The organism is Pseudomonas sp. GW821-FHT05D12, from assembly GCF_059419825.1.
On record NZ_JBWKSN010000006.1, the window covers coordinates 79,506 to 91,388 of the forward strand.

10 protein-coding genes are annotated in these 11,883 nt (G+C 57.4%); 3 read left to right on the plus strand and 7 right to left on the minus strand.

Features of this window, described 5'->3' with window-relative positions; translation table 11 throughout:
• Positions 1–70: 70 nt before the first annotated feature.
• The 7 genes from ispA to ycaC all read right to left on the minus strand — a co-directional run bounded on the left by ispA (position 71) and on the right by ycaC (position 9,530).
• Positions 71–958 (minus strand): (2E,6E)-farnesyl diphosphate synthase, encoded by an 888-nt coding sequence (gene ispA, locus AC07SI_RS12915; protein WP_495005826.1) that lies wholly within the window; start codon positions 956–958, stop codon positions 71–73.
• Positions 955–1,197 (minus strand): exodeoxyribonuclease VII small subunit, encoded by a 243-nt coding sequence (locus AC07SI_RS12920; RefSeq protein WP_003176346.1) that lies wholly within the window; start codon positions 1,195–1,197, stop codon positions 955–957. The genes ispA and AC07SI_RS12920 overlap by 4 nt, the downstream gene beginning before the upstream one ends.
• 74 nt (positions 1,198–1,271) lie before the next feature.
• Positions 1,272–2,411: a Fic family protein gene (locus AC07SI_RS12925; RefSeq protein ID WP_495005827.1), complete on the minus strand. Its 1,140-nt coding sequence runs from the start codon at positions 2,409–2,411 to the stop codon at positions 1,272–1,274.
• Positions 2,412–2,993: 582 nt separating this feature from the next.
• Positions 2,994–3,269 (minus strand): hypothetical protein, encoded by a 276-nt coding sequence (locus tag AC07SI_RS12930; RefSeq protein ID WP_141697329.1) that lies wholly within the window; start codon positions 3,267–3,269, stop codon positions 2,994–2,996.
• The gene (locus tag AC07SI_RS12935) at positions 3,270–3,908 is read right to left on the minus strand and encodes a hypothetical protein (protein WP_065909991.1); all 639 of its coding nucleotides are present in this window, start codon (positions 3,906–3,908) and stop codon (positions 3,270–3,272) included.
• Positions 3,908–8,524 (minus strand): RHS repeat-associated core domain-containing protein, encoded by a 4,617-nt coding sequence (locus AC07SI_RS12940; RefSeq protein WP_495005828.1) that lies wholly within the window; start codon positions 8,522–8,524, stop codon positions 3,908–3,910. The genes AC07SI_RS12935 and AC07SI_RS12940 overlap by 1 nt, the downstream gene beginning before the upstream one ends.
• Positions 8,525–8,897: 373 nt before the next feature.
• Complete coding sequence (gene ycaC / locus AC07SI_RS12945) at positions 8,898–9,530, minus strand: isochorismate family cysteine hydrolase YcaC (RefSeq protein WP_065909998.1); 633 nt, start codon at positions 9,528–9,530, stop codon at positions 8,898–8,900.
• 370 nt (positions 9,531–9,900) lie between these two features.
• Here ycaC and AC07SI_RS12950 point away from each other — a divergent pair, with 370 nt between their 5' ends.
• The 3 genes from AC07SI_RS12950 to AC07SI_RS12960 all read left to right on the plus strand — a co-directional run bounded on the left by AC07SI_RS12950 (position 9,901) and on the right by AC07SI_RS12960 (position 11,874).
• Positions 9,901–10,482 carry a YjfI family protein gene (locus AC07SI_RS12950; protein WP_106802519.1) on the plus strand — a complete coding sequence of 194 codons (582 nt, stop codon included), beginning with the start codon at positions 9,901–9,903 and terminating at the stop codon, positions 10,480–10,482.
• Between the two features lie 17 nt (positions 10,483–10,499).
• A complete protein-coding gene (locus tag AC07SI_RS12955; protein WP_106802520.1) occupies positions 10,500–11,198 on the plus strand; it encodes a PspA/IM30 family protein in 699 nt (232 codons plus the stop codon).
• A 115-nt stretch (positions 11,199–11,313) separates the two neighbouring features.
• The gene (locus AC07SI_RS12960) at positions 11,314–11,874 is read left to right on the plus strand and encodes a rhomboid family intramembrane serine protease (protein ID WP_495005829.1); all 561 of its coding nucleotides are present in this window, start codon (positions 11,314–11,316) and stop codon (positions 11,872–11,874) included.
• The last annotated feature ends 9 nt before the right edge of the window (positions 11,875–11,883 follow it).

Sequence of the window (11,883 nt, forward strand, 5' to 3'; positions counted from 1 at the left end):
CTCAAGCATCGCAAACTGCCCACGCAGAGCGCCGAACTTGGCTGATATGCGGCTGCAATAGCCGCCGTTATCAGTGGCGGCGTTCGACGATATACCGCGCCAGGTCACGCAGCGGCTCGGCCGCCGCGTCGAAAGGTCGCAGGGCGTCCAGGGCCTGGTCACGCAGCTCCAGGGCATAGGCCTTGGCGGCTTCAAGGCCGAGCAACGCAGGATAAGTCGGTTTGTCCCGTGCGATATCCGCACCTTGGCGCTTGCCCAGGGTGGCGGTGTCACTTTCTACGTCGAGAATATCGTCCTGCACCTGGAACGCCAGGCCGATGGCCCGGGAATAGGTGGTCAGGGCCGCCAATTGCGCGGCTTCGGCACGCCCGCTGGCCAGGGCGCCGAGGTGCACGGCGGCTTCGATCAGCGCGCCGGTCTTGTGGCGGTGCATGTGCTCGAGGGCTTGCTGGTCCAGCTTGAGGCTGACCGAACCCATGTCGATCGCCTGCCCGCCCACCATGCCGGCCGGGCCTGCGGCGTGGGCCAGGGCGGTGACCATGCGCAACCGGATCTCGGCGTTGACGCTGCTCAGTGCCGGGTCCAGCAACGCGCTGAACGCCAGGCTCTGCAGGCCATCGCCGGCCAGGATCGCATAGGCTTCATCGAACGCTTTGTGGGTGGTCGGCTGGCCGCGACGCAGATCGTCGTCGTCCATCGCCGGCAAATCGTCATGCACCAGGGAATAGGCGTGAATCAGCTCCACCGCACAGGCCGCGCCATTCGCCTCTTCGGCAGGCGCCCCCAGGGCTTCGCAGGCCGCGTAGGCCAGCAGCGGGCGCACACGCTTGCCGCCATTCATCACGCTGTAGCGCATGGCTTCATACAGGCGCGTCATTTCCGGGCTTGGCGCAACAAACAAGGGCTCCAGCGCCGCATTTACCCGGGCTTGGCTACTGGCCTGATACGCGTCGATCATTCCGGCTGTTCCGCATCGAAAGGTTCTTCGGCCAACTCCCCGTCACGTTCCAGCAGGACCTGCACCTTCTGCTCCGCCTGCGCCAAGGCGCTCTGGCAGTCGCGGGTCAGGCCGATACCTTGCTCAAACGCCGTCAGCGAGTCTTCCAGCGACAGCTCGCCGTTCTCCAGACGCTCGACCAGGGTTTGCAGGTCGGCGAGGGATTGTTCGAAATCGAGTGCAACTTTTTTGCGGGCCATGGCGGCTATTCCGGTAGACGGTAAACCGGCGCGACACTAGCAGACATGGGGATTCTGGGCAAATGAGTGGGGTGTCACTCGCCCCCTGTATTGACCTGATAACGCGTGCTGCGGCCGCCTCCGGGGAGGCGGACCAGGCAGTTTTTTTCCAGCAGGTCCGCCAGGTGTCGCGTCGCTGTCGCCTTGGAGACCTTTGCCACCGCCTGGTACTGCGCCGCGCTGATGCCGTGCTCGAAGCCCTTCTCACCACTGTCGAGCAGGCGATTGAGGACCTTGATCTGTTCAGCCGACAAAGGACGGTCGCGGTGTTGCTGCCAGAAACGACTTTTTTCCAGCACCCGGTCAATCCGCGCCATGGCCTGCTGCACGCTGCGTAACAGGGTTTTAAGGAACCACTCCAGCCAGGCAGTGATATCCAGGGAGGACTTCTGGCTGGATTCCAGCGCGTTGTAGTAGCCGGTGCGGTCTTCGAGGATGCTGGCTGACATGGCATAGAAACGGATGGCCTGGTGTTCACCTTGGGCCAGTGCCAAATCGGTGATAGCGCGTGTCAGGCGACCATTGCCGTCATCGAAGGGGTGCAGTGTGACAAACCAGAAGTGCGCGACGGCGGCGCGTACCAATGGGTCCAGTTCCGGCTGATCGCGGCTGGTTTCGAACCACTCCAGGAAATCCGCCAGTGCCTGCTCCAGTCCCAGACGTGGCGGGGCCTCGAAATGCACGGTCGGCCGATCAAGCCGGCCCGACACCACTTGCATCGGCTCATCTCCCCTCAAGGATCCAATACTGAGCGTTCGAGCGGCATAGCTCGCTTCCGGGGCCGGGAACAATAAGTGATGCCAGTTCAGTAGGCGGGCGAGGGTAAACGGCTGGGTGAATTGTTGAGTGGCATCCATCATCAACTCGGCGAGGCCTTCGCTGCGGCGGCTTACCTGACCGTCTTCCATCGCTTCCAGGCCCATCCGCCTTGCCAGGGACGAGCGCACTGAGCCGACATTCAACTGCTCACCCTCAATCGCCGAGGACGTCAGGATATTTTGCAGCAGCGCATCCAGTTCATTCTGTGCGCTGACTGCCTGGCTGACGGAGCCGAGCATGCCCAACAGCTTGCCTTGGGCTTGTCCGCATTCGCGCAGTAAGGCCGCGAGGCGACCGGGTTGCCAGTGGAAGTGAGGCCAGTCGGCGTGTTGCCAGATCCAGTGCGGATGAGCCATGGTGGAATGCCTGGGGTGCGTGAGCCGAATAGAGAGGTTATTCAGCTCATTTGGTGAGCCGATTGTGCTGCGGATTCGGCTCAGGGTCTAGTCTGGTGATCGGTGTTTTCTGTAGTTTTTGTGATGTGAAGTTTTGACTTATGCTTCTTGGAGCATATATCGATCAGCAACCAATAGAAGATTACATACCTGGCATCGCTCACCATAAAGCAGTAGCTTTCTCGTCCAACTAGGTTGATATTTTGTACGTATAGAGTGTTTTAGAAACGGCAGCGCCATTCAATGCATGGGGCTTTGTAGTGTAGAGGGTTTTAATAGTGTGAAGTCGATATCTCCCTTAAATGAAATGCAAGCAATCCAATCTGGATTTCTCTGAAGAATATATGTGTGTCGTGGTATTTTGGAGAAGACTCTGAGTGCTTCTTCTGGTTGTTGGATATTTATGCAATACGCTTCGTCACAAACCGAATCACCCACAATAATTATCTTATTGTCGGCGATTTTTATTATTTTCCTGGCCAATCGTGAGGTTGCCAAGTTCGGGAGGTTGTCCGCAAACTTAATGCTTTTGTGCAGTTTGTTTCAGGCAATCTTGCTTCCTGAAAAAGGTATGTTTTCATTAGGTTCTCTAACAATGGAAGCGTGGTCATTTGTGGGTGGAATATCAAAGGCAATATTCTGGGATTTCAGCTCCGTAATTAGCTCGTAATCAAAATAGCTAATTTTTTTTGCGAACCTTCCAAGCAGATCGTAACGGTAAGTAGCGGTTTGCTCATTAGGAGTATTGATCAGTGTTTCATACGTTGGGTGGTCGCTAAAATTTGAATTTTTGATCTGGAAAGGCTGTTGCGTTTTCAATCATATCTTTTCAACGCTGTATCCTTCTGAGGTTACTATAAAAATAATCTCTCTGCTCGTGGTTGCTTTGAAGCAATAAGTTTCCGTATTTTGCAGAGGGGTAATGCATTTTGCGTCTTCTAAAAGCGTAGGGTCTCCTTCTTTAAAAAGGCCATCTGTTTCGGTTCCAATCGCGCTAATGCCTTTGAATGCTACGGGGTTGTGAAAGGTGATTAGTAGAAGTTCATCTTGCTGGTTGGTAAAAACCATCAGTAATTCGTTACGCTTGCACGTTACTTGTTGAATGGTTCCCTTCGAGACTTCCGGTACTTCTGTTTCAGGTGTTTTTTTATTCAAGGGTTGATCGGGTTTCCAAAATTTCAAGTCGGAAAAATGTCTCTCTATATCATCCAGTTCGTCATCGCCGAGAGAGTCGTCAAAGTGTTGAGAAATTATCGTGCGTACCTTTGACAATCGTTGGGTAACGGCACAGTCATCGATAAAGTCAGTGGTCGCTTTGCGATACTCTTCCAGCGCGCCAGGTTTTTCAGCATAAAAGCTGCCCATTTTGTGTAGGGATATAAGTATGTATTCAATTTCTTTAAGGGCGTCAAGTGCTTCTTTTCCGGTAAGAACTATTTTTTGATTTTGCTCTAGCATTACTTTCTCCTCGTAAAGGTAGGGTTGTTTAATGTCAGGTTACCTTTTACGGTTAGTTCCATGGTGCTGTATCTGGGGTTTTTTACCAGTTCTAATTGTGACTCAGGTACGTCCGTTTCAATGTAATCTCGGCCTTTGCTTTTGTCGATCTGATATTTTTCCTGTGCATCTCTAGGACTTAGCACTTTGCTCTTTGCAGGTTCGAGATAGACTCTGTTGTTATCTTGGGCCAATATCACTCCTGTTTTTTCAATTCCTTTTGAGCCTGCTCTGCTTGTGTAATGCCGTACTCTGACGGTGGTGTCTTGTTTTGACGCGGGAGCGGGGAGCGTTGGCTCGCCATTGTTAGCTTTTGCGTGCTTTGTTGGGCTCTCAGCGTTGTAGGATGGTTCACATCCATCCCCACCTGGGCAGACGCTCAGTCCCAGGGGATCCACCCACCCAGTAGGGTTGGGCGCGTACAAGTAGGCATTGATCCCGCCGCCCAACTTCACCGGGTCCGGCGTCAGGTAGCGACCAACATCCGGATTGTAGTAGCGATGACGGTTGTAGTGCAGCCCGCTTTCCTGGTCAAAGTACTGACCCTGAAAACGTAGCGGGTTGTCGATTGTGCCTTTGTCGAGTCGGCTGATCTGGCCGTAGGCGCGGTAATGCGCGGACCAGACGATGGCGCCGTCGGGGTCGGTGAGTTCCTGCGGCGTGCCAAGGTGGTCGAGTTGGTAATGATAGGGCTTGGTATCTTTTGGGCCGAAGCCTTCCAACAAAACCAGCGGGCGAAAGCTGTCCGGTTCATAGAGATAGCTGCGATGGCGATCCGCATGGTGCTCGGCAATCAGCCTGTCGCCTTGCCAGAAAAACTCCGTCGTTATGCCTTCAACGGTTTTGCTGATGCGTCGCCCAAACGGGTCATAGCGATAGCTGGCGGTTTGGCCGTTGGGTTGGGTGAGGCCTATCAGCCGATGCTGGCAGTCGTAGCGGTATTCGGTGACGAGTTGATGGCCTTTGCCACGCCGCTCGCGGATGAGATTGCCGAAGGCGTCATAGTCGTAGTGGCGGTCGCCCTGGATCATCAGGCGGTTGCCGGCAACGATGTCGGGGCCGGGGCGGTCTTGCATGAGCAGGGTGCCGGCCGGGGTGTGGCCGAAGCGTTCCTGCAGGTCTTGGGAATGGTCGGCGCGGGTGAGGCGGCCTAGTGGGTCGTAGTGGTAGTGGTGTTCGCCTTTGCGGGTGTCGAGCAGGCGGGTGAGGTTGCCGGATTTGTCGTAGTCGTATTGGCGTTGGTAGAGGGTGTGCTGCTGTTGACTGACGGCATGGGCGTGCAGGCGCTGCTGGTCGTCGTAGTGGTAGTGGCTGATCAACTGGCCTTGTTGGCGTTGGTGTTCCTGGCCGGCTTTGAATAGGTGAGCACTAAGGACTTCACCGTTCAGTTCGACGGTGGACAGGTGGCCGCCCTTGGCGTGATTGAGCCCCACGCGATTGTTGTCGGGCAGACGCAGGTGTTGCAGCTGCCCGCAGGCATCGTAGCCATAGCGCAAGGTGCCCCAGCCTTGGTGTTCGGCGGTGAGGCGGTTTTGCGCATCGTATTCGTAGGCGAGCGCCCAGTAGCCGTCCTCGACGCTAAGGAGGTTGCCTTGGCGGTCGTAGGCATAATCGACGACGCTGGCATCGGGAAGTACTTTTCTTACGAGACGGCCAGCGTGATCTCGCTCATAACGGGTAACCAGCTGACTGCCATCGTCGCCGTGCTCGGTTTTTTCCTGCAGTTTGCCGTTGAGGTCGTAGGCATAAGCCGTCCGTTGGCCGTCGAAGCCGACTTCCTGCTGGATCAGGCCATTGAGGTGATAGTCGAGTGTGTAGGTCTCGCCAACCTCGTTTTCGATCTCGGTGAGCAATAACCGCACGTTGTCGTAACGGTATTTGACCTGAGTGCCATCGGCATTGATGCGCCGGCTGATCAGGTGCAAGCCATCGGCGTATTCGTAGCGGGTGACATGCCCCAGCTCATCACGCTCGGAGGTGATCTTTCCGTAGGGGTTGTAGCTGTATTCCCGTGCCGCACCACCTGGCAACACGACACGAGTTAGCCGCCCGACGCTGTCCCACTGATACTCGGTCAGCGCCCCATGCTCATCCTCACGCGCCACCTGCCGCCCGATGTCGTCATAGCGGTAGCGCTTGACCCCGCCATTTGGCAGTTGTTCTTCCAGCAACTGACCACGCTCATTCCACACCAGCCGATGGCAGCTGTTGTCGGGAAACCAGACCCCGGTCAGTTGTCCCTGCTTGTCGTAGCTGTAGTCCGTTACGTTGCCGTCGGGATCAGTCTTACGAACGATATCGCCCTGATCATTACGCTCGTATTTCCAGGCAGCTTCACCACGCCTTACCACCCGTACGAACCCATTGTCATGCTCGTAGGACGTCGGCTCATCGTCCCCCGGAAACACCGCCACCAAGCGTCCGGCTTCGTCGTACTGATACGCCGTCACCGCGCCCAGCGGATCCTGCTCGACCGTCAGCCGGCCTTTTTCGTCGTAGGAGCTGAAATGCTCGGCACCATCCGGATCAATGCGCTGCACCAGGCGCGCACGCTGGTCGTGCACGTAGACTTCCTGGCTGCCATCAGCGTTAAACACCGTGACCTGCCCGTGGTCATCCCAGGCATAACGCGTGTCCATCTGCGAAAAGCTTGCCCAGTGGCGAACACAGCGCGCGGCCTTGCCAGCGCGTTCCCATGCCCAAAAGAAACCTGCGCCACCGGCCAGCTGCCGCTCAAGAATGACGTGCTGATCGTCGTACCGATAAACCTCGCTTTCGCCGACGGCATTGGTCGCCGAGACCAGTCGTCCCAGGTCGTCATAGACGTAGGAAACAACGTTGTGCTCGGTCATCCACTCGAAAGGGCCATGGCCCTTGGCGCGCTGGATCTGATAGTCCACCGCCACGATGCGACCCAACTCATAACGCAGGAACAGCGAACGCCCGACACCGTTATCCAGCCGCTCAATGCGCCCCAAAAGATCCCGGACAATGCGCAGCCGGTTGTCATACGCATCGCTGATCGCGGTCAGTATGCCGTCACGAAAGTGGTAGAAGCGCGACGCCTGCGCCAACACCAGTTCGTCCGGCGAAGCGCCTAAATAGATTGCCGCTTCGGCCAGGCTATTGGTGATTGCAGGTCGAGCAACAGTCGGCATCGGAAACGAAGTAATGAGATTCTCATGGTCCGTCCACACGACGGAGTCGCCCGACACCGCGAGCCGATGCGCCAGCGAATGACTCCAGCCAAACCCCAGCCCGCCATCCACTTCCACCGCACTGGTGCGGTACAACCGTGTCCACTCGAACGGCAAGATCCCGTCTAAAACACCATCGGTGAGGGTGAGCAATTCCTCCCCGGTAACCATCGACACCGGGCAGCCGTTGGTGACGGTCTTATCCGAAGCCGCTGCCGGATCCCCGTTCGGGTTTTTCCCCGAAACAGGCACATCATCCACACGCTCTTTTTGCTTCAGCACCGCGTTCTGCCGCGCCCGCCAGCGCATCTGCAGCGTGCCTTGCTTCACCCCGCCGACCACGCCGCGAACCGCTACCGCCTTGTAGCGATCCACCGCCTGCATGAATTTCGTCAGAATCTCCAGCACGCTCTGAACAAAACCTACAGCCGCCTTAACAATCTGTGCGCCATACCTGGCCAGCCGCAGGCTCAAATACGCCACAGCCGCCGCTGGCAATGCGATGGTCAGCACCGCGCCAATCACCAGGTCAATCAGCAGCGACACCACAAACCCAGCGGCCACTTGCGCAATCTCACTGGGCGGCAATGCGTCCAACCAGATCATCGCCGTGCGCACCAGCAGGAACAGCGCCGCCTCATCACTGGCGAGCAACATCGCCTGTTCCATGACCTTGGGCGCATCGGTGGCGATTTGTGCGAGCTTGGCCGCTTCAGCCCCCAGCTGTTCGACGTACTTCAACGGGTCTGCAAGCATCGCCTGCACCAGCTGGATGCTGTCCCACACGTCCCGGATCGCGGCCCAGCTGCCTGCCAGCACGCCGCTGCCAATCGCAGTGGCCGTGGACTGCTGCCAATGCGGCTTGAAGCCTTGCCACTGTTCGCGAAGCCACCGCTCCAGGTCCGCCATCAGCCCGGCGTAGGAGGCGAAGAGCGCATCCACCTGCTCCTCGGAAACTGCGCCCTGTACCCGCACCTGATAGCGCCCGCCCGCGGCGCAGTGGTGTGAGCCCTTGCCATGCTCATCCAGCATGACCCGCGTGGAACTGCCGTCATCCAGCCCGATCACCTCGACCGGAATGTCGCCAATCGGCACGTCATACACCGAGTCGAATTTGCTCTCTATCTTCAGCTCGCCGCCCAACGGGCACACGGCAACACTGCCGATAAAGTTCGGGTCGCTCATGCTCACGGTTGTCTGCGAGTCACCGACGCGCACCACCCGATCCATTCCCAGCAACGACGGCATATCCGCCGCATGGCTCATCGAATCCAGCGCCTGCGAATACCAGGCGCCCATCTGCTGGCGATAAGTCACCAGGCTCTGATGAAAGCCATCCAGCTCATGTTCGATAGAGGCAATGTGGGAAGCGTTGGTCATCCGTGACGTCTCGGCAGAGGGCAAGGCGTCGGAGTCTGCCGCAGTAAAAAGCGGCTGGATGAACGGCGGGGAAAATCAGAAAGGGCTTACTACTGAAGCGTAAAAGTCAGCGCTAACTCGCAGCCGATTGCTACCTCCAATGGCGACCTTGCTCATTGACGAGCAGTGCCCGCTACTTCTTTTAGCGGGGTTTCAAATTCCATCCGCTGCGTCTGCATTCTTTGCAACGCGGCAATTGGCGTGGACAGCTCTCGCTTATTGCGGGCGATGGCAAGTGTCGTGAGGGCGCAGCGCGTATAGGTGAGACTCAAGGCGTGCCTGAAACAACGAAAGCCTGCTTTTCAGGGCAGGCTTGTCGCGAATCTCGGCTGACTTACTGCTGATGAGCCGTCAGCGCCGCATACCCATTCATCAAGTTGCGATAGTTCGGAATACGCTGCGACAACAGATTCCCCAGGCCTTCAATGTCGTTGCGCCAGTCGCCCTGCAACTCACACGCTACCGAGAACCAGTTCATAAGCTGTGCACCGGCCTGTGTCATACGGCTCCATGCGGCCTGCTGCACTGTGGTGTTGAATGTGCCGGACGCATCCGTCACCACGAACACCTCGAACCCTTCCGCCAGCGCCGACAAGGTCGGGAACGCTACGCACACATCCGTGACCACGCCGGCGATGATGATCTGCTTGCGGCCGGTGGCCTTGATTGCCTTGACGAAGTCTTCGTTGTCCCACGCGTTGATCTGACCAGGGCGAGCGATATACGGCGCGTCCGGGAACATCGCTTTCAACTCTGGTACCAGCGGGCCATTGGGGCCTTGCTCGAAGCTGGTGGTGAGGATCGTCGGCAGATTGAAGAACTTCGCCAGGTCGGCCAGGGCCAGCACGTTGTTCTTGAACTCGTTGGGCGAGAAGTCCTGAACCAGGGAGATCAGGCCGGTCTGGTGGTCGACCAGCAGTACGATGGCGTCGTCTTTGTTCAAGCGGTTGTAGGTTGCAGTGCTCATGGTTGAATCCTTTTTTGTTTAGGTTGGTTGGGCGTTGCGTTCAACATGGGCACAGATTAATGGGTGGGCTATGGGGGATAAATCGGCTGTGACAGGTAATACCGTCAACTCAGAAGAGACAATTGTCGGGCGGGCAAGAGGACAGGTCTTTTTAGTGACATGAAAATGTAAGGAGAAAAATCTCACGCGTGAGCTATTGAGTACGGCAAAAATAGCCTGTAGATTTTCTCACGCGTGAGTTTTTCACACCGAGGTCAGTACCATGAAAAGCAGCTCTCCATCGAACCCGCCCGCCGGGTTCGATTCCGATCCAGCAAGCCTTCAGGGAGAGCGCTTGAAGCCGTCTGCGAAAAAACCATCGAGCTTTTACATGAAGCAGATGCGCGCAGGCCTGGCGGCCGCCGGCTACGTGAAACACGAAACTTGGGTGCTTCCCGAAAACCGAAGCCTGCTCAAGCAGATGGAGAAACAGCTTCGCCAGCCGATTCTGGCTGGCTCATTCATGTCGGAGAATTTCATGAGCGCAGGTACCAACTGGAATATCGATCGCCTCTTCACGGCCTTCCAGGCCTTGGATGAAGTGGTCTCCAACGACATTACGCTTTCTCTCGTTCAAGGCTCCGAGTCCAGCATCAAGCTGGAAATGAACGACTTCGGTGGCTTGCCGATTTACATCGCGGTGGTGGGCGAGCAGATCATCGTGGATACCGTGCTGGTCGATGTCGAGTCCATCAATGACGTCGCGAAGTTCAATGACGCAGTGTTGCGCAGCCGGGAAATGTTCCCGCTGTCCTCGATCGGTATCGAATCCATGCCGAACGGGCAGGTGGTCTACAACATGTTCGGCGCGTTGAGCTCCGACTCCAGCCTGACCAATATCGTGACCGAGGTGAAAACCCTCGTCGACAACGTGCAACGCGCCAGCGAAGCCTTCGAACGTTTCTTCAATTAAGTATTCGGGAGTATCCAATGACTCAGTCCATCTGGAGCAAACTGTTCACCGCGCTGCGTGGCGGTGCCAGCGAAGTCGGCGAATCGATCGTCGACCAACAGGCCCTGCGCATCCTCGATCAGGAAATTCGCGATGCCGACACCGCGCTGGCCAACGCCAAGCGTGAGCTGGTCAGCATCATGGCCAAGCACAAATTGGCGACCGATCGCGTCAGCGAGTACGACGCCAAGATCAAGGACCTGGAAGCCAAGGCGGTTGCGGCCCTGCAGGCCAATCGTGAAGACCTCGCCCTGGAAGTGGCCGAAGCGATTTCGACCCTGACCAACGAGCGGGAAGTAGAGCACAAGCAGGCCACCGAGTTCGGCGGCTACGCGGACAGCATGCGCAAGGACATTACCAAGGCTGAAAGCCGGATCAAGAGCCTGCGCCAGCAGGTGGACATGGCCAAGGCTCGCGAAAGCGTGCAGAAGGCCCAGGTCAGCGCGTCCATCGCCAGCGGCGGTGCCAACGGCAAGCTGGAAACTGCCGTCGGTACGCTGAATCGTCTGCAGGCCAAGCAGCAGCAACGTGCTGCTGAACTGCAAGCCCAGGATGAACTGGCCGAAGCGTCGACCGGTACCGACCTCGAGCGCAAGCTGCGCGAAGCCGGCATCACGCCGGACGAAGGCAGCGCCAATGCGATCCTGGAGCGTCTGAAGCAGAAGTCGGCCGAGTAAGCGAAGAGCGAACACTGCAGCTGTGGCGGGGAGCAAGCTCACTCGCCACGGCTGCAGGGCTCTTTCTTAACGGACTGGCTTTATAGGCTCTGCCCTTTTTTACGTTGAGGTCAGGATGGACGCCCTGAAGGGTTTCAAGACAATCGCCGGGCTGGCGCTGTTCATGGTCGCGCTGCAACTGCTCAATGTGGCGACCGGTTACAGCCTCATGGCGTTCGGGCTGGTCCCGAGAACGCTGCAGGGGTTGTTCGGCATCCTCGCCTCACCGTTTTTGCACGGGTCTTTCGCCCACCTCAGCGCGAACCTGATTGCCTTTTTGATCCTGGGCACGTTGGTGATTATCGAAGGGCTCCACCGGTTCGTCAGCGTCAGCGCGATCATCATCCTGCTGGGCGGCGCGCTGGTCTGGCTGTTCGGTTTTGCGGGTGTGCATGTGGGGGCCAGCGGTTGGGTATTCGGGTTGTGGGCCTACCTGTTGTCTCGCGCCTGGTTTCACCGAAGCTGGAGCAACCTGTTAACGGCGGGTGTCGTGGCGGTGCTGTATGGCGGGCTGGTCCTGGGTTTCCTGCCTCGACAGGGCATCTCCTTCGAAGGGCATCTGTTTGGTGCATTCGCCGGATTTATTGCAGCCAAGGTACTTCTCTCCAAACTACGCAGCAGGTTTAATGCCGGCTGAGCGCACTTG

Bases quoted from the DNA above. Each gene is read 5' to 3' on its own strand.
- AC07SI_RS12935 (WP_065909991.1), bottom strand. From the start codon at position 3,908: ATGCTAGAGCAAAATCAAAAAATAGTTCTTACCGGAAAAGAAGCACTT.
- AC07SI_RS12955 (WP_106802520.1), top strand. From the start codon at position 10,500: ATGACTCAGTCCATCTGGAGCAAACTGTTCACCGCGCTGCGTGGCGGT.
- ispA (WP_495005826.1), bottom strand. From the start codon at position 958: ATGATCGACGCGTATCAGGCCAGTAGCCAAGCCCGGGTAAATGCGGCG.
- AC07SI_RS12940 (WP_495005828.1), bottom strand. From the start codon at position 8,524: ATGACCAACGCTTCCCACATTGCCTCTATCGAACATGAGCTGGATGGC.
- AC07SI_RS12920 (WP_003176346.1), bottom strand. From the start codon at position 1,197: ATGGCCCGCAAAAAAGTTGCACTCGATTTCGAACAATCCCTCGCCGAC.
- AC07SI_RS12950 (WP_106802519.1), top strand. From the start codon at position 9,901: ATGAAGCAGATGCGCGCAGGCCTGGCGGCCGCCGGCTACGTGAAACAC.
- AC07SI_RS12925 (WP_495005827.1), bottom strand. From the start codon at position 2,411: ATGGCTCATCCGCACTGGATCTGGCAACACGCCGACTGGCCTCACTTC.
- AC07SI_RS12960 (WP_495005829.1), top strand. From the start codon at position 11,314: ATGGACGCCCTGAAGGGTTTCAAGACAATCGCCGGGCTGGCGCTGTTC.
- ycaC (WP_065909998.1), bottom strand. From the start codon at position 9,530: ATGAGCACTGCAACCTACAACCGCTTGAACAAAGACGACGCCATCGTA.